Source organism: Rhodanobacter sp. UC4448_H15 (assembly GCF_052978265.1).
Genome location: NZ_CM129665.1, coordinates 3437170 through 3460549, shown reverse-complemented (window position 1 = coordinate 3460549; position 23380 = coordinate 3437170). Strand labels below are relative to the sequence as shown.

At 68.1% G+C, this 23380-nt stretch carries 20 protein-coding genes and 1 other RNA gene; 17 read left to right on the top strand and 4 right to left on the bottom strand.

What is annotated here, in order from left to right; translation table 11 throughout:
* Both ACVCMI_RS15985 and ACVCMI_RS15980 read right to left on the bottom strand, forming a co-directional pair.
* Window positions 1-357 carry a YraN family protein gene (locus tag ACVCMI_RS15985; protein ID WP_447098148.1) on the bottom strand — a complete coding sequence of 119 codons (357 nt, stop codon included), beginning with the start codon at window positions 355-357 and terminating at the stop codon, window positions 1-3.
* Complete coding sequence (locus ACVCMI_RS15980; RefSeq protein WP_447098149.1) at window positions 357-2264, bottom strand: penicillin-binding protein activator; 1908 nt, start codon at window positions 2262-2264, stop codon at window positions 357-359. The genes ACVCMI_RS15985 and ACVCMI_RS15980 overlap by 1 nt, the downstream gene beginning before the upstream one ends.
* Window positions 2265-2338: 74 nt before the next feature.
* Between ACVCMI_RS15980 and rsmI the strand changes: the two genes are divergently transcribed.
* Complete coding sequence (gene rsmI / locus ACVCMI_RS15975; RefSeq protein ID WP_447098150.1) at window positions 2339-3166, top strand: 16S rRNA (cytidine(1402)-2'-O)-methyltransferase; 828 nt, start codon at window positions 2339-2341, stop codon at window positions 3164-3166.
* A gap of 514 nt (window positions 3167-3680) precedes the next feature.
* Here the strand turns inward: rsmI and ACVCMI_RS15970 are convergent.
* A complete protein-coding gene (locus ACVCMI_RS15970) occupies window positions 3681-4652 on the bottom strand; it encodes a hypothetical protein (RefSeq protein ID WP_447098151.1) in 972 nt (323 codons plus the stop codon).
* A gap of 246 nt (window positions 4653-4898) precedes the next feature.
* Between ACVCMI_RS15970 and rnpB the strand changes: the two genes are divergently transcribed.
* From rnpB to lpxC, 16 genes are all read left to right on the top strand, one after another.
* Window positions 4899-5263, top strand: an RNA gene (rnpB, locus tag ACVCMI_RS15965) — RNase P RNA component class A.
* A 323-nt stretch (window positions 5264-5586) separates the two neighbouring features.
* Window positions 5587-6033: a division/cell wall cluster transcriptional repressor MraZ gene (gene mraZ / locus ACVCMI_RS15960; protein ID WP_395120105.1), complete on the top strand. Its 447-nt coding sequence runs from the start codon at window positions 5587-5589 to the stop codon at window positions 6031-6033.
* A gap of 26 nt (window positions 6034-6059) precedes the next feature.
* On the top strand, window positions 6060-7019 hold the full coding sequence (gene rsmH, locus ACVCMI_RS15955; protein ID WP_447098152.1) for a 16S rRNA (cytosine(1402)-N(4))-methyltransferase RsmH: 960 nt from the start codon (window positions 6060-6062) through the stop codon (window positions 7017-7019).
* 5 nt (window positions 7020-7024) lie between these two features.
* Window positions 7025-7285: a cell division protein FtsL gene (ftsL, locus tag ACVCMI_RS15950; protein ID WP_395121244.1), complete on the top strand. Its 261-nt coding sequence runs from the start codon at window positions 7025-7027 to the stop codon at window positions 7283-7285.
* Window positions 7285-9099, top strand: a complete 1815-nt coding sequence (locus ACVCMI_RS15945) for a peptidoglycan D,D-transpeptidase FtsI family protein (RefSeq protein ID WP_395120103.1) — start codon at window positions 7285-7287, stop codon at window positions 9097-9099. The genes ftsL and ACVCMI_RS15945 overlap by 1 nt, the downstream gene beginning before the upstream one ends.
* The gene (locus tag ACVCMI_RS15940) at window positions 9096-10601 is read left to right on the top strand and encodes a UDP-N-acetylmuramoyl-L-alanyl-D-glutamate--2,6-diaminopimelate ligase (protein ID WP_447098153.1); all 1506 of its coding nucleotides are present in this window, start codon (window positions 9096-9098) and stop codon (window positions 10599-10601) included. The genes ACVCMI_RS15945 and ACVCMI_RS15940 overlap by 4 nt, the downstream gene beginning before the upstream one ends.
* Window positions 10598-11980, top strand: coding sequence for a UDP-N-acetylmuramoyl-tripeptide--D-alanyl-D-alanine ligase (locus ACVCMI_RS15935; RefSeq protein WP_447098154.1), 1383 nt, complete (start codon window positions 10598-10600; stop codon window positions 11978-11980). The genes ACVCMI_RS15940 and ACVCMI_RS15935 overlap by 4 nt, the downstream gene beginning before the upstream one ends.
* Window positions 11970-13070: a phospho-N-acetylmuramoyl-pentapeptide-transferase gene (mraY, locus tag ACVCMI_RS15930; protein ID WP_395120100.1), complete on the top strand. Its 1101-nt coding sequence runs from the start codon at window positions 11970-11972 to the stop codon at window positions 13068-13070. The genes ACVCMI_RS15935 and mraY overlap by 11 nt, the downstream gene beginning before the upstream one ends.
* Before the next feature lie 129 nt (window positions 13071-13199).
* Window positions 13200-14435 carry a putative lipid II flippase FtsW gene (gene ftsW, locus ACVCMI_RS15925; RefSeq protein WP_395120099.1) on the top strand — a complete coding sequence of 412 codons (1236 nt, stop codon included), beginning with the start codon at window positions 13200-13202 and terminating at the stop codon, window positions 14433-14435.
* 23 nt (window positions 14436-14458) lie between these two features.
* Window positions 14459-15565 (top strand): undecaprenyldiphospho-muramoylpentapeptide beta-N-acetylglucosaminyltransferase, encoded by a 1107-nt coding sequence (gene murG / locus ACVCMI_RS15920; protein WP_395121242.1) that lies wholly within the window; start codon window positions 14459-14461, stop codon window positions 15563-15565.
* Entirely contained in the window at window positions 15562-17001 is a 1440-nt protein-coding gene (gene murC / locus ACVCMI_RS15915) for a UDP-N-acetylmuramate--L-alanine ligase (protein ID WP_395120098.1), read from the top strand. Before murG ends, murC begins: the two co-directional genes overlap by 4 nt.
* Window positions 17001-18065 (top strand): D-alanine--D-alanine ligase, encoded by a 1065-nt coding sequence (locus ACVCMI_RS15910; RefSeq protein ID WP_447099527.1) that lies wholly within the window; start codon window positions 17001-17003, stop codon window positions 18063-18065. Before murC ends, ACVCMI_RS15910 begins: the two co-directional genes overlap by 1 nt.
* On the top strand, window positions 18062-18796 hold the full coding sequence (locus ACVCMI_RS15905; RefSeq protein WP_395120097.1) for a cell division protein FtsQ/DivIB: 735 nt from the start codon (window positions 18062-18064) through the stop codon (window positions 18794-18796). Before ACVCMI_RS15910 ends, ACVCMI_RS15905 begins: the two co-directional genes overlap by 4 nt.
* 10 nt (window positions 18797-18806) lie before the next feature.
* A complete protein-coding gene (gene ftsA / locus ACVCMI_RS15900; protein WP_447098155.1) occupies window positions 18807-20039 on the top strand; it encodes a cell division protein FtsA in 1233 nt (410 codons plus the stop codon).
* 123 nt (window positions 20040-20162) lie between these two features.
* Window positions 20163-21341 (top strand): cell division protein FtsZ, encoded by a 1179-nt coding sequence (ftsZ, locus tag ACVCMI_RS15895; protein ID WP_447098156.1) that lies wholly within the window; start codon window positions 20163-20165, stop codon window positions 21339-21341.
* Window positions 21342-21766: 425 nt separating this feature from the next.
* Complete coding sequence (gene lpxC, locus ACVCMI_RS15890) at window positions 21767-22681, top strand: UDP-3-O-acyl-N-acetylglucosamine deacetylase (RefSeq protein ID WP_395120094.1); 915 nt, start codon at window positions 21767-21769, stop codon at window positions 22679-22681.
* 216 nt (window positions 22682-22897) lie between these two features.
* On the opposite strand, the gene ACVCMI_RS15885 is transcribed toward lpxC, so the two are convergent.
* Window positions 22898-23380, bottom strand: coding sequence for a DciA family protein (locus ACVCMI_RS15885; protein ID WP_447098157.1), 483 nt, complete (start codon window positions 23378-23380; stop codon window positions 22898-22900).

Genomic DNA, 23380 nt, shown 5'->3' with positions numbered 1-23380 from the left:
TCAACCCGCCTCGAAGGCATCACGCAACCATTGCCTTTGCAGTGCGTCGACCGGGCCGTCGTAGCTGACCACATCGAAGCGGCACGGGCGTCGCGCATGCTGCGGGTGGGCGGCCAGCCAGTGCTGCGCGGCGTGGATCAGCTTGGCCTGCTTGCTTGCGGTGACCGAGGTGGCGGCGTCGCCGTGGCTGGCGCTCTTGCGGTAGCGCACCTCGACGAAGACCACGGTGTCGCCATCGCGCATCACCAGGTCCAGTTCGCCGTGGCGGGTGGTGTAGTTGCGCGCCAGCAGCTTCAGGCCGGCGCGTTCGAGCGCGACGCAGGCGCGCTGTTCGAAGTCGTCGCCGGCCGCGCGCATCAGCCGGCGGGGTTGGCGTCGGCGCTGGAACTGGCCGGCGCCGGCGCCGCCGGCGGCGGCGAAGGTACCGAGTCGATCTGCAGGTTGCCGCTGAGCGGGCGCGCCACGCCATTCTCGAACTTCGCCCAGGTCAGCACGCGGCGGATGCGGCCGAACGGATCGGCGGCCAGCTGCCCGGTGGCGCCCGGCATGTAGCTGCCCGGATGCGCCTTCAGCCAGTCGAGGTAGGGCACCAGGCTCCACGCGTCCATGCCGAACGCGAACAGGCGCGCGGCGCCATCGCGGGCGGCGGGCAGCTTCGCCGCGATCGCCGCACGGTCGGGCAGGCCGGGCTGCGCGTCGAACAGCCAGGGCGCGTCGCAGAACTCGACGCCGTCCAGGTCGCGATTGGCTGGCGCGTCGTCGCTGCCGGCGTACACGTGCGAGGTGGCGAACACCGGCAGCTGGACCTGGGCGATGCGCAGTTGCGGCATCAGCAGCCGCGCCTGGTTGGGGCGCATGCTGATGAAGATGCCGGTATCGGCGGGGGCGGCGGGCGTCGCCGTCGCGGCGTCGGCGGTGCTTGCCGCGGCGGCCGGCGCCGGTGCCGCGCTGGCCGTGGGCAACTGCAGGTTCTTGATCCCGTCGGCGAAACTGGTGGCGCCGCTCGGCAGCACCGTCATGGCCACCACGTCGCCGCCGCGGGAGATCAGCTCGGCCTTGAATGCGCTCGCCGCGCGTTGCGCGAAGTCGTCGCCGGAGATCATCACGTAGGCGTGCAGCAGGCCGCGCTCGGCCATGTGGTCGGCGGCCTGCGCGCCCTCGGTTTCCGGCAGCAGGCCGAACTCGCTGGCGTTGCCGGCGGGCAGCTGGCGGTCGTCCGGGTGGTTCAGCGCCAGCACCGGCACCGGCAGTTGCGGCAGCGCGAACACCGCCGCGACTTCACCGCGGGTCAACGGGCCGACCACCAGCCGGGCGCCGTCGCGCACCGCCTGCTGGTAGGCCTGCACCGCGCCGTCGGCCGTGCCGTGGCTGTTGTAGCTGCGTACCGTCGGCCGCGGCGCGTGGTTGCGGCCCGCATCGAAATAGGCGGCGAAGAAACCCTGGCGGATCGGTGTGCTGGCGGCGGCGTAGTCGCCATCGGCCGGCAACAGCAGGGCGACCTGGGCCGGCACCTTGTAGCCTTCGCGCACGTTGGCGCCGGCTTCGGGCAGCAGCATGCCCACCGCTTGCTGCAATTCCGGCTGCGGCTGCGCCACGCTGACACCGAGCTGGCGCAGGGCCTCGTTGATCCACGGCAGCATGCGGTCGCCGGGCTTCATCGCGGCGGCGCGGTGTTGCAGCGGCGCGATGCCGAGCCTGGCGAGCAGATCCAGCGCCTGGCGCCGGTTCTGCGCCTGGTCGAAGCCTTGCAGTTCGGCATCCATCTGCACGCGGGTGCGCGCGGCGCCCCACAGGTCGCCGGAATCCTTCATGGCGCGGGCGCGCAGTTCCAGCAGGCGCAGCTGCAGCGAAGGCGGCACGGACACGTTCGGCTGGCTGGTCAGGCGCAGGGCGGTGCGCGCGTCGTGCTGGTCCAGCGCCAACTCCGCCCGCAGCAGGTCCAGGCGCAGCGGTTCGTCGCCGCTCAGCCGCTCGCGCCGGATCTTGTCCAGCACCGGCGCGGCCTGTTCGATGCGACCTTCCTGGCGCCACGCCTCGGCGGCCTGCAGACGATAGCTGTCGGCGCGTGCGGACGATTGCGCGGCAAGCTGCAGCCAGGCCTGGGCGGCCTGGTCGAACTGGCCCTGCTGCGCCAGCGCGCTGGCGTGCTGCGCGGCGGCGATTTCCGCCGGCGAACGCACCGCGCCGGTCGGAACGCACGCATTCAATGCGAGCGCGAACAGCAAGGCCGTGAGGATGACTCGCGCGAGGCGCATGAAGCGCATGGGAAATCCCTTGGTCGTCATGGTCGTCAATGCGCGATGATAGCCGATCGTCCCGCCGGCTCATGGAGTGCCCGATGTCTCGTGTTCAACCCGGCTGCCTGTGGGTGGTGGCCACGCCGATCGGGCATCGCGACGATCTGTCCGCCCGCGCCATCGAGACGCTGCGCGCGGTGGCCGTGATCGCCGCGGAGGACACCCGCCACAGCCGCCCGCTGCTGCTGCATCACGGCGTCGCCACGCCGCTGGTCGCCCTGCACGACCACAACGAGCGCGAGGTGGTCGATGCGCTGGTGGCGCGCCTGCAGGGTGGTGAATCGGTGGCGCTGATTTCCGACGCCGGCACGCCGCTGATTTCGGATCCCGGTTTTCGCCTGGTGCGCGCGGCGCGTGCGGCAGGCATCCGCTGCGCGCCGCTGCCTGGCGCCTGCGCGGCGATTGCCGCGCTGTCCGTCGCCGGGCTGCCCAGCGACCGCTTCGTGTTCGAGGGCTTCCTGCCGGCCAAGGCCGCCGCGCGCCGCAGCCGGCTGCGGGAACTGGCCGGCGAGCCGCGCACGATCATCTTCTATGAGTCCTCGCACCGCGTCGCCGAAAGCCTGGCCGACATGCGCGACGTGTTCGGCGCCGAGCGCGAAGCCGTGCTCGCGCGCGAACTGACCAAGATGTTCGAAACCGTGCTGGGCGAACCGCTGGCGGCGTTGGCCGCGCGCGTCGCCGCCGATCCCGACCAGCAACGCGGCGAACACGTAATCCTGGTGGCGGGGCGCGGTGAGGAAGCCGACGCGAAACTCGCCGAAGGCAAGCGCATCTTCGCAATCCTGCGTGAGGAGTTGCCGCCGGCGAAGGCCGCGAAGCTGGCGGCGGCGATCAGCGGGGCGCCGCGCAAGCTTCTGTACCAAGAGTAGGGGATGGAGAGGGTAGAGACCCGTTCAAGTCTTGAGCGCTTTTCCGATTATCGGTTCCTCGTTTTCCATTTCCCTTTTTCTTGGGTCCAGATCACGACCCCCCTGGGCAATGCTATGGTCCGAAAAGCATTTCGCGCAAAGGAAACCACCACACGAACAGAAAGACGAAGAGTGACCAACCCAGCCAGCTCGTCGCGGTTTTCTCCCGGCTCGGTGGCAGCCTCCGCACTTGTTGCATGATCAACGTGATCATGACTATCGGAACTCCGACATCCCCGACAAGCCGGAGAAGTTCCGGATCGGGCGTGAGTCCAAACGCCGAAAGCCAGTCCTCGCCCCTCTGGTGGCGCCGATAGGCCACTAGTCCGTTTATGATCACTGAGCCCGACAATGCTAGCCAAATTGCATAATGACGCCAACTGGACGACTGCGTGTCATCGGCTTTCGTCAGAATTTGCTTTTGATTCGTCATAAGCCCCCATACCTAAGTAGTGACGTCGGTGACGAGTTCAAGTTAGCGACCTGGGTAAGGGGTGTGGCATGTCACCGTATCTTTGTGCAGCTTGTGCAAGCCGATCACGAACGGCACGATCGCGGCAGCGCATACCACTGCTCCTACACCCGTCTCGGCAAGCCCACATGCTGTGCCAGCTGCCAGGTCATTTCCGCCTTGCGCCAAATTATCCGTGCCCATATCGTCGCAAGCGTTCTGTCGGTCATGCTCATAGAGAATGCAATCTATGTCGTTCGGAGCGCAACCGTCTGGACGCGGCGGCTGACTTGTTGGAGGGGCGTCCCCGAATGCGCTACCCCACCATAGATCGTACGAACCCCAATTTGACATGCCACCAGGGCCCCAGTCTGACAAGCCTCCCGCCCATTCGTTGCATGAACCAGGGATTGGGAAACAGTCGCCACCGGTTGGAGTGGCCCACAGAGAACCGTCGTCGTCGCCAAGCCCGCCCGTATCGCGTGGTGGCGGAAAGAAAAAACTCGGATTGACGTTCCTTAGCCCCCCAGTCGACGGACGAAAGTTGGCGTTAGCACTCCGTGGTCCTGCATGCACCATGATCGCGTCGGACTTGGCGGCGCTGATGGACTGATACATTTGATCGTACATTTGGCTGGCTGCTTGGCCATTACCATTCGTGACTTGCAGCAGAACCCGCTCGAGCGGGAGCGTTGACTGGCTGCCCGTAACATCCACTAGTGTGACGGTACCGTTCTGGAAGTCAAACGAAGCGCTTAATCCATTCTTAAGTCGAATGGCGTAAGTCTTGGATGCCCTCTCGGCATGGAAGTAATTCAGCTCGAAGCCGGTGGAGGAAGATTGAGCTTGGATGGCTGCAGCGAGGTCAGTGCCGTGCGCTCCAAATGCACCAGGCATGGGCGATGCCGCAAATACATAATTACTCACGCCACCGCACACAAGCAGCAGAATCAAGCCAATGGCTTTCACCTTGTTCGGAATAATCATGGATTCCATTTCGATAATCCTCATCATTGGTACTCCAAATTCATCCCCTGTTCAAAAACGCTACCCCCCCTCTGTAAGGTGTCAAGTATCAGCATTTGCCCAGCACATGTGAGCTCAAAATAAAGTCGGACGATGCCAACACTGCGTGTCGGCGACCGCCCCGCTGAGGCGGATAAAACCATCGGGTGCCGTGTTGAACGCCGGCAGTGCCCGTCCGATGCGCCGCGTCCCATCCCGACCGAGTACACTGGCCACGGAGTCGGCCGGGCAGTCGCGTCGCGCGCAAGCGCATCGAGGAAAGTCCGGGCTCCACAGGGCAGAGTGCCAGGTAACTCCTGGGCAGCGTGAGCTGACGGCCAGTGCAACAGAGAGCAGACCGCCGATGGCCTCGCAAGAGGATCAGGCAAGGGTGAAAGGGTGCGGCAAGAGCGCACCGCGTACGGGGCCAACGCCGTACGGCACGGTAAACCCCACTCGGAGCAAGACCAAATAGGGGAACGATAACGCGGCCCGCGTTGTTCCCGGGTAGGTTGCTGGAGCCAGGCGGCGACGCCTGGCCGAGAGGAATGACTGTCGCGCCGCAAGGCGTACAGAACCCGGCTTACAGGCCGACTCCACCTCTTTCCGTACCGCCGACGCCGCGACTGACCTGTCGCGGCGTCGACTGCGCGTGCCGATGAACGGCGATTCATCCGCGTGCGTCGGTCACGGGGGCGCGGAAGCGCCAAGCGGCTGGCCTCGGCCGCAAACCGGCTGCAGGGTCGCCGCAAAAAATTCCCTGCTTTCAACCACCTTGTCGGCCTTCCTGAGAATATCCTGCACATACATTCAGACTTCGCCTTTACTCCTTGATTCACAAGCAATTTCGGCTTGACAGTCTCAGCGGGCGAGACTATCGTGGCTTTCAGTGTGAAATCGTGGGTTTTAGTGGAGTCTGCTGACCGTGTTCCAGGGCGAAACCGCCATCACCATCGACGACAAGGGCCGCCTGGCCATCCCGACCGCGTATCGGGAGCAGGTGGCTGGCGAGTGCGCCAATCGTCTGGTGGTCACCTACAACCCGTTCGAACCGGGTTGCCTGTGGCTGTTTCCGCATGACGAGTGGGAAAAGGTGCGCGATCAGGTGAACCAGCTGCCCAAGGTCAAGGCGGCCCATCGCGACATGCAGATGAAGCTGGTCGGCGCCGCCGCCGTGGTCGAGCCCGACAGTGCCGCGCGCATCCTGCTGCCGGCCAGCCAGCGGGCCACCACCGGCATCGAGAAGAAGGCGGTGCTGCTCGGCATGGGCAACAAATTCGAACTGTGGAGCGAGCAGGCGCACCTGGCCAAGATCCGCCAGAGCATCGGCGAAGACGAGATCACCAGCGAAATGGCAGAGCTGCGCCTGTAATCCACAGGCGCGGGCGTGGCGGAATCATGCGGGATGGGACGGGAGTGCGCTCGGTGCAATTGCAGCATGTCCCGGTGATGCTGGGCGAGGCGGTGGAGGGATTGTCCGTGCAGGCAGACGGGCGCTATCTGGACGGCACGTTCGGGCGCGGTGGTCATGCGCGCGCGGTGCTGTCGCGCCTGGGTCCGGCCGGCCGGCTCTTGTTGATGGATCGCGATCCGGCCGCGATCGCCGCTGCGCGGGCCGAGTTTGCCGCCGACGCACGGGTGGCGATCCGCCACGCCAACTTCTCCAGCCTGGCCGAATGGGACGAGACCGCCGCCGGGCTCGACGGCGTGCTGCTCGACCTGGGCGTCTCGTCGCCGCAACTGGACGAGGCCGCGCGGGGCTTCAGCTTCATGGCCGATGCGCCGCTGGACATGCGCATGGACACCACGCAGGGCGAGAGCGCCGCCGATTTCCTCGCTCACGCCAGCGAGCGCGAGATTGCCGACGTGCTGTGGAATTACGGCGAGGAGCGCCACAGCCGGCGCATCGCCCGCGCCATCGTGGCCGATCGCGACGCCACCCCGTTCACCCGCACCGGCCAGCTGGCCGCGCTGATCGAGCGCGTGGTGGGCCGGCGCGAGCCGGGCAAGCATCCGGCCACGCGCAGCTTCCAGGCGCTGCGCATTCGCGTGAACGGCGAGCTGGACGCCTTGCAGCAGGGTCTGGACGCCGCGCTGGAACGGCTCAAGCCGGGCGGGCGGCTGTCGGTGATCAGTTTCCACTCGCTGGAGGATCGCGCGGTGAAGCTGTTCATCCGCGACCACTCCGGACGCGTGCAGAACAGTCGTCGCGGACCGCCAGTGCAGGGGGCGCCGGCGCAGTTGGTGGCAATCGGCAAGGCGCAATTCCCGTCCGAGGCCGAGCTGGCCGCCAATCCGCGGTCACGCTCGGCGGTGCTGCGCGTGGCCGAGAAGCTGCCGCGGGAGGTCGCCGCGTGAAGCTGATCAGCACCGTGATCTGCGCACTCCTGCTGGTGGCCGCGGTGGCCAGCGCGCTGGGCGTGGTGTGGACGCGCCACGAAAGCCGCGTGCTGTTCGTGCAACTGACCCAGCTGCAGAACCAGCGCGACGACCTCAACATCGAATACGGCCGCCTGGAACTGGAGCAGGCCACCTACGCCGAGCCGCGTCGCATCGACGACGAGGCACGGCAGAAGCTGGGCATGGTCGATCCGCGCCCGCAAGACATCCGGTTGCTGCGCTGATGGACATGCGCAAACACGCCAAGCCAGCCGCACGCGGTCGCCGCCAGGCGAGCGGCCCCAGCGCGCGCCGGCGCATGTATCTGGTCGCCGGCCTGCTCGGGCTTACCGCCACCGGCCTGGTCGCGCGAGCGTTCGACCTGCAGGTGGTACGCAAGCAGTTCTACCAGCGCCAGGGCGACGCGCGCTTCCTGCGCGAGATGCCGATCCCGGTCTCGCGCGGCACCATCTTCGACCGCAATGGCGAGCCGCTGGCGGTGTCGACGCCGGTGACCTCGATCTGGGCCAATCCCTCCGAGGTGCTGGACAACGACCAGCGCATCCCGGATCTGGCGCGCGCGCTGGGCGTGAATGCGGACGAGCTGAAGAGCCGCCTGGCCCAGCGCTCGGACCGCGAGTTCGTCTATCTGCGTCGCCAGATGTCGCCCGAAGCCGCGCAGGCGGTACTGGACCTGGGCATCCCCGGCATCAACGGCCAGCGCGAGTTCAAGCGCTTCTACCCATCCGGCGGGGTCACCGCGCACGTGCTGGGTTTCACCAATATCGACGACCACGGCCAGGAGGGGCTGGAGCTGGCCTACGACGACTGGCTCTCGGGCAAGCCCGGCGCCAAGCGGGTGATCCGTGACCGCATGGGCCACGTGGTGGAAGACGTCGAGCAGGTGCGCGCACCCAAGCCGGGACGCAACCTCACCCTCAGCATCGACCGGCGCATCCAGTTCCTGGCCTACAGCGAACTGAAGAGCACCGTGGACAAGTTCCAGGCCGATTCGGCCTCGATGGTGATCCTCGACGTGCATACCGGGGAGGTGTTGGCGATGGTCAACCTGCCCACCTACAACCCCAACGCGCTCGACTCCAGCCGCGCCGGCCAGCGCCGCAACCGCGCGATGACCGACGTGCTCGAACCGGGCTCGACGATCAAGCCGATCCTGATGGCCGCGGCGCTGTCCAGCGGCAAGTTCACCCCCACCAGCCCGATCATCGACACCACCGGCGGACACTGGTTTTTCCAGGGCCACGACATCCACGACACGCACAACTACGGCCTGCTGACGCCGACCGGCGTGATCACCAAGTCCAGCAACGTGGGCGCGGCGCACATCGCGATGGATCTGGACACCACGCTGATGTACGACACCTACCGCGCCTTCGGTTTCGGCAACAGCACCAACAGCGGCTTCCCCGGCGAAGCCTCCGGCTACCTGCGCATCGGCGCCGACTGGCGGCCGCTGGAAAAGGCCATCCTCGGCTACGGCTACGGCCTCAACGTCACCGTGCTGCAGCTGGCCAACGCCTACGCCACCATCGCCGACAACGGCCTGATGCATGGCCCGAGCTTCATCAAGGACGCGGAGACGCCCTCGCGCCAGATCATCTCGCCCGAGGTGGCGCACGAGCTGATCGGGATGATGGAGACCGTGACCGGCCCCGGCAGCACCGCGCCGCAGGCGCGCATCGCCAATTACGCGGTCGCCGGCAAGACCGGCACCGCGCACAAGGCCAACGCCGGCGGCTACGACAAGCACAGCTACACCGCGGCATTCGCCGGCATCGTGCCGGCCACCAACCCGCGCCTGGTCGGCGTGGTGGTGGTCGACAACCCGAGCAAGGGCAGCTACTACGGCGGCATGGTCTCCGCGCCGGTGTTCTCGCGCGTGATGAGCGGTGCGCTGCGCCTGCTCGACGTGCCGCCGGACAACATCGGCCGCTGGTACGTCGGCGGCCCGCTGCAGGGCGCCGGCGGCCTCGCGGGCAGCAAGCCGCCGGTCGAAGCGCCGATCGACGACGCGCCGATCGACGAGGGCACGCCATGAGCACCGGCCACCTCGATCAGCTGCTGCTGGGGATCGCCGATGCGCAGCTGGCGGCAAACCCGGCGGCGGCGCGCATGGTGGTGTCCGGCATGACCCTGGACTCGCGCCAGGTGCGCCGCGGCGATGCGTTCTTCGCGCTGCGCGGCGGCCGCGCGCACGGCATCGCGTTCGCCGCCAACGCGGTGCAGCGTGGTGCCCGCGTGGTGCTGGCCGAAGCCCCGGCCGAGGATGTCGCGGCGCTCGACGTGCCGGTGCTGTGGATCGACGACCTGCATGCGCAGGTGGGCGAGATCGCGGCGCGCTTCCACGACCGGCCCAGCGAGTCGATGCGCGTGGTCGGCGTCACCGGCACCAACGGCAAGACCTCGTGCGTGCAGTTGCTGGCGCAGGCCTGGACGGCGCTCGGCCACCGCGCCGCGACCATCGGCACGCTGGGCGCCGGCGTGCATGGCCAGTTGCTCGAAGGCGAGCGCACCACGCCCGACGCGATCAGCGTGCAGGCGCTGCTGGCGCGCTTCCGCGATGCCGGCGTCAGCCACGTGGCGATGGAAGTGTCCTCGCACGCGCTGGTGCAGGGGCGCGTGGCCGGGGTGGAATTCGAGGCGGCGGCCTTCACCAATCTCACCCGCGACCACCTCGACTATCACGGCTCGATGGAAGCCTACGGCGCGGCCAAGGCCATGCTGTTCGCGATGCCGGGCCTGCGCGTGGCAGCACTCAACAGCGACGACGGCTTCGGCCGCGAACTGGCCGGCACGCTGCCCGACAACCTGCGCGTGCTGCGCTTCAGCGCGGCCGGCGAGAGCGCGGCGGATGTCGCCGCCGAAGACGTGGTGACTTCGGCCAGCGGGCTCAGCTTTCAATTGCGCACGCCGTGGGGCAGCCGCGCACTGCACAGCCACCTGCTCGGCCGCTTCAACGTCGCCAACCTGCTCGCCGTGATCGCCTGCCTTGGCGCACTGGGCGAACCGTTCGAACGCATCGTGCAGGTGGCCGGGCAGTTGCAACCGGTCAATGGCCGGATGAACCGGTTGGGCGGATGGCACGGCCTGCCGCTGGTGGTAGTCGACTATGCGCACACGCCTGATGCGCTGGAGCAGGCGCTGACCGCCCTGCGCGCGCATTGCGCGGGCAAGCTGATCTGCGTGTTCGGTTGCGGCGGCGAACGCGACACCGGCAAGCGCCCGCTGATGGGCGCGATCGCGGCGCGGCTGGCGGACATCGCCATCGTCACCGACGACAACCCGCGTGGCGAGGACGGCGACGCGATCGTGGCGCAAATCGTGGCCGGCATGGCCGACGCAAAGGCGATGGCGGTCCAGCGCGATCGCGCGGTGGCGATTGCCGACGCGCTGGAGCTGGCCCGCGCCGGCGACGTGGTGCTGATTGCCGGCAAGGGCCACGAAACCTACCAGGACGGCGCCACCGGCAAGCATCCGTTCGACGATCTGGCAGTGGCGCGCACCGCGCTGGACCGGCTGGGCCGGGAGTCGCACGCATGATGCGGCTGGGCGCCATCGCGATGTGGCTGCACGGTCGCCTGCTCGACGGCGACGCGACGTTGGAGCAGGCCGAGATCACCGGCGTGGCGATCGACACGCGCAAGCTGCGCCCGGGCGAACTGTTCGCGGCGATCAAGGGCGAGCACGTGGACGGCCACGACTACCTGGACGAAGCGCTGGCCCGCGGCGCGGTGGCGGCGCTGGTGACGCATCCGGTCGACAGCGCGCTGCCGCAGCTGCGCGTCGACGACGTCGAGGTGGCGCTGGGCGACCTGGCCAGCGCGGTGCGCGCGCAACGCGACGTGCGCGTGGTCGGCATCACCGGTTCCAACGGCAAGACCACGGTGAAGACCCTGGTCGCCTCGATCCTGTCGCGCCATGGCCGCACGCACGTCAGCAGCGGCAACTACAACAACGAGCTGGGCCTGCCGCTGAGCCTGCTGGCAATGCCGCGCGACACCGAATACGCGGTGTTCGAGATGGGTGCGGGCAAGCCCGGCGACATCGCCTATCTCGCTGCCATCGCACGGCCAGATATCGGCCTCGTCACGCTCATCGCGCCGGCCCATCTTGAACGCATGGGCAGCATCGAGGGCGTGGCCGAAACCAAGGGCGCGCTGTACCAGGCCTTGCCGGCCGACGGCATTGCCATCATCAACGCGGACGACAGCTTTGCCAGCTTCTTCGGCGGGCTCGCCGGTGCGCGCAAGACGCTGCGTTTCGGCCTGGAGCAACCGGCCGACGTGCGCGCCGGTGCGATCGAACTGCGCGCCGACGGTTCGCGCTTCATGCTGCACACGCCGGCGGGCGAGGCCGAGGTGAATTTGCCGCTGCCCGGTCGCCACAACGTGGCCAACGCACTGGCCGCCACTGCGGTGGCGCTGGCGTTGCAGGTGCCGCTGGAAACCATCGTTGCCGGGCTGGAGCAGGTTTCCGGCGTGGCCGGTCGCCTGCGCCGCCTGGTTGCCGTCGGCGGCTGGATGGTCATCGACGACAGCTACAACGCCAACCCCGGTTCCATGGCGGCTGCCATCGACACGCTGCTGCTGGCCGGCGGCGAGCGCTGGCTGGTGCTGGGCGACATGGCCGAGCTGGGCGCGGACGCGCGTGCGCTGCATGCGGGCATCGGTGAGCGGGCGCGCGAGCGCGGCGTCGATCGCCTGTTCGCGGTCGGTCCGCTGGGCGCGGCCACGGTGGAGGCGTTCGGCGCCGGCGGCGAGCATTTTTCCGACAAGCCGGCCCTGATCGACGCGCTGCGCGCGCAGCTGCATGCGGGCGTCACCTGCCTGGTCAAGGGTTCGCGTTCGGCCGGCATGGAACAGGTGGTGGCCGCGCTCATTGCCGCGCCCGCCCACGGAGGTGCGAACGATGCTGCTTGAGCTGGCCGACTGGATGGCGCGGCATTTCACCGCCCTGCATCTGTTCCAGTACATCACCTTCCGCGCCATCATGGCTGCGCTCACCGCGCTGTCGCTGTCGCTGCTGTGCGGGCCGTGGCTGATCAACCGCCTGGCCGCGCTGAAGGCCGGCCAGGTGGTGCGCAGCGACGGTCCGCAGACGCACCTGGTCAAGGCCGGCACGCCGACCATGGGCGGCGTGATGATCCTGCTCTCGGTCACCGTGGCCACCCTGCTGTGGGCCGACGTGCACAACCGTTACGTATGGGTGGTGCTCGGCGTGCTGCTGAGCTTCGGCGCGATCGGTTTCTACGACGACTACCGCAAGCTGGTGCTGAAGGACAGCCGCGGTCTGGCCAGCCGCTGGAAATATTTCTGGCAGTCGGTGTTCGGGCTCGGCGCGGCGCTGTTCCTGTTCTACACCGCGCCGCACGCCGTGCATGGCGCCACTGTGGCGGAGACCGCGCTGTACGTGCCGCTGTTCAAGCACGTGGTGGTGCCGCTGGGGCTGTTCTTCGTGGTGATCACCTACTTCATGATCGTGGGCTTCTCCAACGCGGTGAACCTCACCGACGGGCTGGATGGGCTGGCGATCATGCCGACGGTGCTGGTCTCTGGCGCGCTGGGCGTGTTCGCCTACGTGGCCGGCAACCGGGTGTTCTCCGAGTACCTCGGCGTGCCGGCGATTCCCGGCGCGGGCGAGCTGGCGATCGTCACCGGCGCGCTGGCCGGGGCGGGGCTGGGCTTCCTGTGGTTCAACACCTATCCGGCGCAGGTGTTCATGGGCGACGTGGGCGCGCTGGCGATCGGCGCGGCACTGGGTTGCATCGCGGTGATCGTGCGTCAGGAGATCGTGCTGCTGGTGATGGGCGGCGTGTTCGTGATGGAAACCGCCTCGGTGATGATCCAGGTGGCCAGCTTCAGGCTCACCGGCAAGCGGGTGTTCCGCATGGCGCCGGTGCACCACCACTTCGAACTGAAGGGCTGGCCCGAGCCGCGCGTGATCGTGCGCTTCTGGATCATCTCCGTCGTCCTCGTGCTGGTCGGTCTTGCCACGTTGAAGGTGCGCTGATGAAAGCCGGGAATAGGGAATCGGGAATAGGGAATGGGAAAGAGCGCGCAGTGCGTCGCGACCGTGCGCCCGCATGCTCTTCCCATTCCCTATTCCCTATTTCCTATTCCCTCGCAGCGGAGCAAGCAAATGTTTGACGCCGCCTCCCAGGCTCGTCGTCGCAATGGCCCGCGGGGGCATTTCGACCCGTGGCTGCTGGTTGCGCTGGTGGGGCTGGCCAGCATCGGGGTGGTGATGGTGGCGTCCAGTTCGATCGCGGTGGCGGACAGCCAGGAGCTGGGTGCGTTCTATTTCCTGCGCCGGCACCTGGTGTTCCTCGGGATCGGCATGGTCGCGGCCGGGTTGGCCATGCGCACGGAGCTGCGGCTGCTGGAGAAGTACGCGTTTCCGCTGCTGGCCCTGGCGTTCCTGCTGCTGCTGGCGGTGTTCGTGCCGCACCTGGGCATGCGCATCAACGGCGCGCGGCGCTGGCTCAACCTGCTGGTGACCACGTTCCAGCCGGTGGAGGCGGTGAAGCTGATCCTGGTGATCTACATCGCCAGCTATCTGGTACGCCACCGCGACAGCGTGGAGAACCGTTTCCTCGGCCTGATCAAGCCGATCGCCGTGGCCGGCATCATCGTGCTGCTGCTGCTGGTGCAGCCGGATTTCGGCTCGGCCACGCTGGTGATCGCGGTGACCATCGCGATGGTCTGGCTGGGCGGGGCGCGGCCGATCTTCCTGTTCCTGATGGGCTTGCCGCTGATGCCGCTGCTGTACATCGCGGCGACCGGCGAGAGCTACCGCATGAAGCGGCTGACCTCGTTCCTCGACCCATGGAAGGACCCGTTCAACGACGGCTTCCAGCTGACCCAGTCGCTGATGGCGATCGGCCGCGGCGAGTGGGACGGCGTGGGCCTGGGGTCCAGCGTGCTGAAACTCTCCTACCTGCCCGAGGCGCACACCGATTTCATCTTCGCGGTGATCGGCGAGGAGCTGGGGCTGGCCGGCGTGGTGCTGGTGATCGGCCTGTTCGCGCTGGCCGTGTGGCGCGGCCTGCAGGTGGGCCTGAAGGGTGTCGACGTGGGCCAGCGCTTCGCCGGCTACGTGGCGTTCGGCGTGTCGCTGATGCTGGCGATGCAGGCGATCGTGTCGGTGGGCGTGAACCTCGGCGCCTTGCCGACCAAGGGCCTGACCCTGCCACTGATCAGCTACGGCGGCTCCTCGATGGTGCTCACCTGTGCCATGGCCGGCGTGCTGCTGCGCGCCACCTTCGAGATCAACCGCGCGCTGGACGCCCGCCAGATGGCCACGCGCATGCCGGCAGCCGTGACCGTGGCCGACGCGAATGCCGCGGTGACGCCGCGCGAGGCGGAGGCCGCATGAACGCCGCGACGCGGGAATCGGGAATGGGCGAAGACCGGCGCGGGGCGCGGCCTGCTTTTGCCGATCCGCGACCGGTGCTCATCATGGCCGGCGGCACCGGTGGACACATCTTCCCGGGACTGGCGGTGGCCGAATGCCTGCGCGGGCAAGGTGTGCCGGTGGCGTGGCTGGGGGCGGTCGGCGGGATGGAGACGCGGGTGGTGCCGGCGCACGGGATCGAGTTGCACACGGTGGCGGTGGGCGGTTTGCGCGGAAAGGGCTGGAAGACCCGGCTGCTGGCGCCGCTGATGCTGCTGCGCGCGCTTCTTGCCTCGCTGGCGTTGCTGCGGCGGCTGCGTCCGCGCAGCGTGCTGTCGATGGGTGGCTACGTGGCCGGCCCCGGCGGTCTCGCCGCGTGGCTGCTGCGGCGGCCGCTGCTGGTGCATGAACAGAATCGCGTGGCCGGTTTCACCAACCGCAAGCTGGCCGCATTGGCGCGCCGCGTGCTGGCCGGCTTCGACGGCGTGCTGCCGCAGGCGCAGTGGGTCGGCAATCCGGTGCGTGCGGTGATCGGCGCGCTGCCGCCGCCGGCGCAACGCATGGCCGATCGCCCGGGTGCGCCACGCCTGCTGGTGCTGGGCGGCAGCCTTGGGGCGCGTGCGCTGAATCTCGCGGTGCCGCAGGCGCTGGCCCGACTCGAACCCGGGCAGCGTCCCGAGGTGTTGCACCAGTGCGGCAGTCGTGGCCTCGACGAGGCACGCGCGGCGTATGCGCAGGCCGGCGTGGAAGCGCGCGTGGTGGCCTTCATCGACGACATGGCCGATGCCTACGGCTGGGCGGACCTGGCGGTCTGCCGTGCTGGTGCGCTGACCCTGGCCGAACTTTCCGCCGCCGGGCTCGGCGCCTTGCTGGTGCCGTTTCCGTACGCGGTGGACGACCACCAGACGCGCAACGCGGAGGTGCTTGCGGCGGTCGGCGCCGCCGAGATCATGCAGGAGAATGCACTGGACAACCAACAACTGGCGCAGCGGTTGGCTGCGCTGCTCGGCGATCGAACCGCCCTGCTGGCCATGGCCGAAGCGGCACGCACGCTGGCCAAGCCCGACGCGGCGCAGGTGATCGCGCGCGCCTGCACGGAGGTGGCTGCATGAGCCGGCTCTCCGCCCAGCAGGACCCGATGAGCACGTTTCGCCGGGTGCATTTCATCGGCATCGGCGGCGTGGGCATGAGCGGCATCGCCGAGGTGCTGCACAACCTGGGCTACGCGGTGTCCGGTTCCGACCGTGCCGGCTCACCCACGGTGCAGCGGCTGCAGCGGCTGGGCCTCACCGTGCACGTGGGCCACGCCGCGGAGAACGTCGCCGGCGCCGACGTGGTGGTCACCTCCAGCGCGATCAAGGCGGACAACCCGGAGCTGGCTGCTGCTCTCGCGGCGCGCATCCCGGTGATCCCGCGTGCGGAAATGCTGGGCGAGCTGATGCGTTTTCGCCGCGGCATCGCGATCGCCGGCACGCACGGCAAGACCACCACCACCAGCCTCACCGCCAGCGTCCTGGCCGAGGCCGGTTACGACCCGACCTTCGTGATCGGCGGCCAGCTCAATGCGGCCGGCGCCAACGCGCGGCTCGGCACCGGCCAGTACCTGGTGGCCGAAGCGGACGAGTCGGACGGCTCGTTCCTGCTGTTGTCGCCGGTGATCGCCGCGATCACCAACATCGACGCCGACCACCTGGAGAACTACCACGGCGACTTCGCCGAGGTGAAGAAGGCGTTCGCCGATTTCCTGCACCGGCTGCCGTTCTACGGCCTGGCGGTGCTGTGCGTGGACGACCCGGAAGTGGCCGCGCTGGCCAAGGCCACCAATCGCCGGGTGATCCGTTACGGCATCGACAGCGCGGACGCCGACGTGCGCGCGCTGAACCTGCGCCAGCAGGGTTTCGAGATGCATTTCGAACTGCAGTTGCCCGATGGCGCGGCGGCCGTGCCGGTCACGCTGAACCTGCCCGGGCGGCACAACGTCCTCAACGCGCTGGCCGCCGCCACGATCGGCTGGCAGCTCGGTGTCGAGGTGGCGGCGATCGCCGCCGCACTGAAGGGTTTCCAGGGCGTGGGCCGGCGCTTCCATCGGCGCGGCGAGCTCGCCATCGATGGCGGCCGCGTGCTGCTGGTCGACGACTACGGCCACCACCCGCGCGAGATTGCGGCGGTGTTCGCGGCGGTGCGCGGCGGCTGGCCGGAGCGGCGCCTGGTAGTGGCCTTCCAGCCGCACCGCTACAGCCGCACGCGCGACCTGCTGGACGATTTTGCCAACGTGCTGGCCGACGCCGACGTGCTGGTGCTGACCGATGTGTACCCGGCCGGCGAGGCGCCGATCGCCGGCGCCGACGGCCGCGCGCTGGCGCGTGCCGTGCGTGCGCGCGGCAAGGTCGACCCGGTGCTGGTCGAGCATCCGCGCGAGTTCCGCACCAGCCTGCCCAGCCTGCTGCACGACGGCGACCTGTTGCTGCTGCTCGGCGCCGGCGACATCGGCGCGGCGGCGGTCGAGCTGGCGAACGCCGGCCAACTCAAGACGAAGGGGGCCGCATGATGGCCGCAATCACGAATCCGGGCACCTCCCGCATCACCGATCCCGCGCAGTTCGGCCGTGTGGCGGTGGTCATGGGCGGCAGCTCGGCCGAGCGCGAGGTGTCGCTGGATTCCGGCCGCAACGTGCTGGTCGCACTGCGCGCGCGCGGCGTCGACGCGCATGCGATCGACGGTATCCCGGCCCTGCTCGACGCGCTGCGCGCGGGCCACTTCGCGCGTGTGTTCAACATCCTGCACGGCCAGCACGGCGGTGGCGAGGATGGCGTGCTGCAAGGTGCGCTGGAATCGCTGCACGTGCCGTACACCGGTTCGGGCGTGCTCGGTTCGGCGTTGTCGATGGACAAGACCCGCTCCAAGCGCGTGTGGCAATCGCTGGGCCTGTCCACGCCGACCTTCGCCGCGCTGCCGCGTGGCGCGGACGTGCTCGCCGCGGCGCGGCGGATCGGCTATCCGCTGATCGTCAAGCCCGCATGCGAAGGCTCCAGCGTCGGCGTGACCCGGGTGTTCGCCGAGCAGGACCTGGCCGCGGCGGTCGAATTGGCCGAGCGCTATCCGGGCGATCTGCTGATGGAAACCCTGATCGAGGGCGACGAACTCACCGTCGCCATTCTCGGCCGCCAGGTGCTGCCGAGCATCCATATCGTGCCCAAGGGAGCGTTCTACGACTACAACGCCAAGTACGTGGCCGAGGACACCCAGTACATCTGCCCCGGTGCCGAAGGTGCCGCGGCGGACGAACTGGCGGTGCTGTCGCTGGCTGCGTTCGACGCGCTGGGTTGCGCCGGCTGGGGCCGCGTCGACGTGATGCGCGACCGCAACGGCCGTCCCTGGCTGCTGGAGGTCAACACCGCCCCCGGCATGACCTCGCACTCGCTGGTGCCCAAGGCCGCCGCCGCCGCCGGCATCGACTACCAGGAACTGTGCTGGCGTGTGCTGGAAACAAGCTTCCAGCGGGAATGGGGAATAGGGAATAGGGAATCGGAACATCAAACAGCAGACGCCGGCTCTGCCTATTCCCCATTCCCTATTCCCTATTCCCGCGACTCCGAAGGAGACGCAAAGTGAAAGGCCCCATCCGCCTCGCTGCCTGGTGCCTGGCGATCGCGCTCGTCGCGTTGCCGGTCGTCGGGTTGCTGCGCGGGTGGTTTGCCGCCGATCGCTGGCCGGTGACCCAGCTGACCGTGCAGGCGGAGTTCAAGCACGTCACTGCTGCCGAGATCCGCACGGCGGTGCTGCCGCGACTGGGCAAGGGTTTCTTCGCGCTGGATCTCGATGCGGTGCAGAAGGCTGTCGCCGCGTTGCCGTGGGTGGAGTCGGTGGAGGCGCGCAAGCGCTGGCCCGATACCTTGCAACTGCGCATCTACGAGCGCCAGCCGTTCGCGCGCTGGAATGACAGGCAGCTGATCAGCCGCCAGGGCCGCGTGTTCGACGCCCCCGGCGTAGATCAGTTGACCGCCTTGCCCGGCCTGAGTGGTCCGGATGCGCGGCTGGCCGAGGTGGTGAGCTTCTACGCCGATGTCAGCAAGGCGTTTGCCGGCACCCACCTGCGCATCAATGGCGTGGCGCTGACCGAACGCGGCAGCTGGAGCGTCACCACTGGCAGCGGCGCGCGCATCGTGATCGGCGACCGCGAGCAGGCCGGCCGCCGGCTGCATCGTTTCCTCGACGTCTACCCGCAGCTGATCGCCGGCCATGCCGACGGCTTCGTTTACGCCGATCTTCGCTACACCAACGGCTTTGCCGTGCGCTGGCCCGACGCGGCCGGCGCCCCGGCTGGAGGTTCACCCCGCTCATGACTGTCTCGCCATGAAAACGCGCAATGAAAAGCAGCTGGTCGTCGGCCTGGACATCGGCACCTCCAAGGTGGTGGCGATCGTCGGCGAGTACGAACCGGGCGAGCCGATCACCGTGATCGGCATCGGCACCCACGTCTCGCGCGGCATGAAGCGTGGCTCGGTGGTCGACATCGAATCGACCGTGCACTCGATCCAGCGCGCGGTGGAGGAGGCCGAGCTGATGGCCGGTTGCGACATCCGATCGGTCTACGCCTCGATCTCCGGCAGCCACCTGGAAACGCGCAACTCGCACGGCAACGCGGCGATCCGCGAGCGCGAGGTCACCGCCGCCGACCTGGAACAGGTGCTAGAGGCCGCCAGCGCGGTGGCGATCCCGGCCGATCGCAAGGTGCTCTACAAGGAGTCGCAGGAATACCGCATCGACGGCCAGGACGGCATCCGCCGCCCGGTCGGCATGAGCGGCGTGCGACTGGAGGCCAACGTGCACCTGGTCACCGGCGCTGCCGCCGCGGTGCAGAACATCTCCAAGTGCATCCAGCGCTGCGGACTCACCGTCGATGAGCTGGTTCCTTCCGCGCTGGCCAGCGCCAAGGCGGTGCTGACCGACGACGAGCGCGAGCTCGGCGTGTGCCTGGTCGACATCGGCGCGGGCACCACCGACATTGCGATCTACACCCAGGGTTCGATTCGCCACACCGCGTCGCTGCCGGTCGGCGGCGACCAGGTCACCAGCGACATCGCCTACGGCGTGCACACGCCTACCGCGCACGCGGAGGAGATCAAGATCAAGTACGCCTGCGCGCTGACCGGGCTGGCGCATGCGGAGGAAACCATCCAGGTGCCCAGCGTCGGCGATCGTCCACCGCGCCGGCTGGCGCGGCAGTCGCTGGCGCAGAGCGTGCAGGCGCGCTACGAGGAAATCTTCGAGATGGTGCAGGACCAGTTGCGCCGCTCCGGCTACGAGAGCCTGGTCGCCGCCGGCGTGGTGCTTACCGGCGGCGCCTCGAAGATGGAAGGCGCGCTGGAGCTGGCCGAGGAGATCTTCCACAAGATGGTGCGCATCGGCCTGCCGCAGCAAGTCGAGGGTCTCGGCGAGGTGGTTTCCAGTCCGTTGCATGCCACTGGCGTAGGTCTGCTGCTGCATGGCGCGCGCGCCGGCGGCGCGCGGGTCGGCGGACCGGTGGGCAGCAGCATGGGCGGGATGGTCGACAAGCTGCGCGGCTGGCTCACGCGGAATTTCTAGCAATGCGGTTTCGGGCGGCGCAGGAGCTGCCGCCCCGGGTGGAAGGAAATCCACCCACCACCACGGGCCGACAGGAGTCGCTCCCCGCGGTTAAAACGACAACAACTCTACGGAGGACGGGAAATGTTTGAACTGATCGATAAACTTGCACCCAATGCAGTCATCAAGGTGATCGGCGTGGGCGGCGGCGGTGGCAACGCCGTGGCGCACATGCTCAACGCCAACATCGAAGGCGTCGAGTTCGTCGTCGCCAATACCGATGCCCAGGCGATGACCAACTGCGGCTCGCGCACCCACCTGCAACTCGGCGGCAACGTGACCAAGGGTCTCGGCGCCGGCGCGAATCCCGAGGTCGGCCGGCAGGCCGCGCTGGAGGACCGCGAACGGATCGAGGCGATGCTCGAAGGCGCCGACATGGTGTTCATCACCGCCGGCATGGGCGGCGGCACCGGCACCGGCGCGGCGCCGGTGGTGGCGCAGCTGGCCAAGGAGAAGGGCATCCTGACGGTCGCGGTCGTCACCAAGCCGTTCCCGTTCGAGGGCCGCCGGCGCATGCAGGTCGCCCTGAAGGGCATCGAGGACCTGTCGCAGCACGTCGACTCGCTGATCACCGTGCCGAACGAGAAGCTGCTCAGCGTGCTCGGCCGCGAGGTCACCCTGCTCAACGCGTTCAAGGCCGCCAACGACGTGCTGCAGGGCGCCGTGCAGGGCATCGCCGACCTGATCACCGCCCCTGGCCTGATCAACGTCGACTTCGCCGACGTGCGCACCGTGATGTCGGAGATGGGCCTGGCCATGATGGGCTCGGGCACCGCCCGCGGTGACGATCGCGCCCAGGCGGCGGCCGAGGCGGCGATCAAGAACCCGCTGCTGGAGGACGTCAACCTGAACGGCGCCTGCGGCATCCTGGTCAACGTCACCGCCGGTCCGAACCTCACCATGCGCGAGTTCGACGAGATCGGCCGCATCATCCACGACTTCGCCAGCGAAGACGCCACCGTGGTGATCGGCACCTCGCTGGACCCGGACATGAAGGACGACGTGCGCGTGACCGTGGTGGCCACCGGCCTCAACCGCGCCAATGCCTCGCGCAGCCAGCCGCCGATCCGCATGGTCGAAACCCAGCAGATGCAGATGCGTCCGCGCCCGGTGGTGCTGCGCACCGGCACCGGCAACGAGGTGGTGGACTATGCCCAGCCGGAGGTGCAGGCTCGGACCGAGTCCAGCGCAGCGGCCAAGCATGGCGATGCCGGCCTCGATTACCTGGACATCCCGGCATTCCTGCGCCGGCAGGCTGATTGAGGAGCATTGCGGAGCATGTCGATGCGTTGAACGATCGCCCGCCGGGTCGGTCAGTCACTCCATTGCCTCACGAATGGCTGCCTTGCGGCAGGCCGTTTGCAAGGTCCGCGATGGCGCGACGATGGCTGCGGCGACGGCGGTTGGTTGGCACCCGATGCCGTGCGCCGGGATGGGCGCGCGGGGCAGGGCCGCGGATTTGTCGCCGCGGTGCCGAAGCGATGTCCCGGGCCGGATTCCCGTCCCAGGCCCGGGCTTCGCTCCTTATCTTTCGGCGCTGGCGGGCGCCAAATGTGCGCCAGTTCCCAAGGATGAAAGAAAGATGAAGGCTTAACCAGACTGTACGGTGCGGTTTGCTTTTATCCCAGGTTAAAACTGTGTTAGCATCCGCTCCTGATTGGCTGCTGCCTCCACGGGTCCCAACAATAATGATCAAGCAGCGTACGCTTAAAAACATCATCCGGGCGACCGGTGTCGGCTTGCACACGGGCGACAAGGTCTACATGACCTTGCGTCCCGCCGCGCCGAACACGGGCATCGTTTTCCGTCGGACGGATCTCGATCCGCCGGTGGACATCCGCGCACGCCAGGACAACGTCGGCGACACACGCCTGTCCACCACGCTCATGAATGGTGAAGTGCGCGTGGCCACCGTCGAACACCTGTTGTCGGCGATGGCCGGGCTCGGCATCGACAACGCCTACGTCGACCTGTCGGCGCCGGAAGTGCCGATCATGGATGGCAGTGCGGGACCGTTCGTGTTCCTGCTGCAGTCCGCCGGCATCGAGGAGCAGCCGGTGGCCAAGCGCTTCATCCGCATCAAGAAGCCGATCAAGGTGCAGGAAGGCGACAAGTGGGCCAGCTTCGAGCCGTTCGAAGGCTTCAAGGTGGGCTTCTCGATCGACTTCAACCACCCGATCATCTCCAAGCGCACCTCGCGCGCCGAGATCGACTTCTCCACCACCTCTTTCGTCAAGGAAGTCAGCCGCGCGCGCACCTTCGGTTTCATGCGTGACATCGAGATGCTGCGCGAGCACAACCTGGCGCTGGGCGGCTCGATGGACAACGCCGTGGTGCTCGACGACTACCGCGTGCTCAACGAGGACGGCCTGCGTTACGAGGACGAGTTCGTCAAGCACAAGATCCTGGACGCCATCGGCGACCTGTACCTGCTCGGCCACAGCCTGATCGGCGCCTATCACGCGCACAAGTCGGGCCACGAGTTGAACAACAAGCTGCTGCGCGCCCTGATCGCCGATGCCTCGGCGTGGGAAGAGGTCAGCTACCACGAGGATCCGGCGGTGTCGCCGATCTCCTACGCCCACCCGGCCCAGGCGATCTGACACCCGAAACCACGCCGGCCTGTTCCGGCACTGCCCACCCGAATGGCCGGATCGCAAGATCCGGCCATTTTTGTTGACCGCGACACACTCGCCGCGCGGGTTGGGTCACAGCCCGGCGAGGGCTGGACTTTTCATTAACTCTTCACGTGGTATAAACGCAGCTCTCGCGGGTTCGGCCGCGGCGGCAAGACGCGGCGCGTCTCGCAGGAACGCCCTTCAGTACGAGGGTTTCTCGGGGGAATCAGCGGTTTCGGCGAAGGACGCCAGCTGAAGGAACAGATCCCGCCATTCGGGGTCTGTGGACGAGGCAGCGGCAGCCCTGAGGTGGGCGGCCGCGGCTGGCGAAAGCGGTTTTGACTGCTCCGGCACGGTAACGGCCGGTGGTTGGGGAGCCACTTTCACGGTGACTGAACTGGCGCAGGCGCCGACGGCGCTTGCGGAGGCAAGGATCTGTGCCTGCATCAAGCGCAGGCGTGACGCCCAGGCCGGTGAAGACGCCAGGAAGACGAGGCGGTTGTTGCGCAGATTGGCGAATCTGACCTGTTCGCGCAGCGGCGATGGCAACGTCTGGCGCAGTGCGCGGTCCAGCGCTTCCAGCGCGTCGGCCTTTCGGGCCAGCGACGCGAAGGAGCCGCAATCGGCAAGGGATTTCGGTCCGTTGTCGCGGCGACGGGAAGTGGCGGGTTCCGCGCGGTGCAT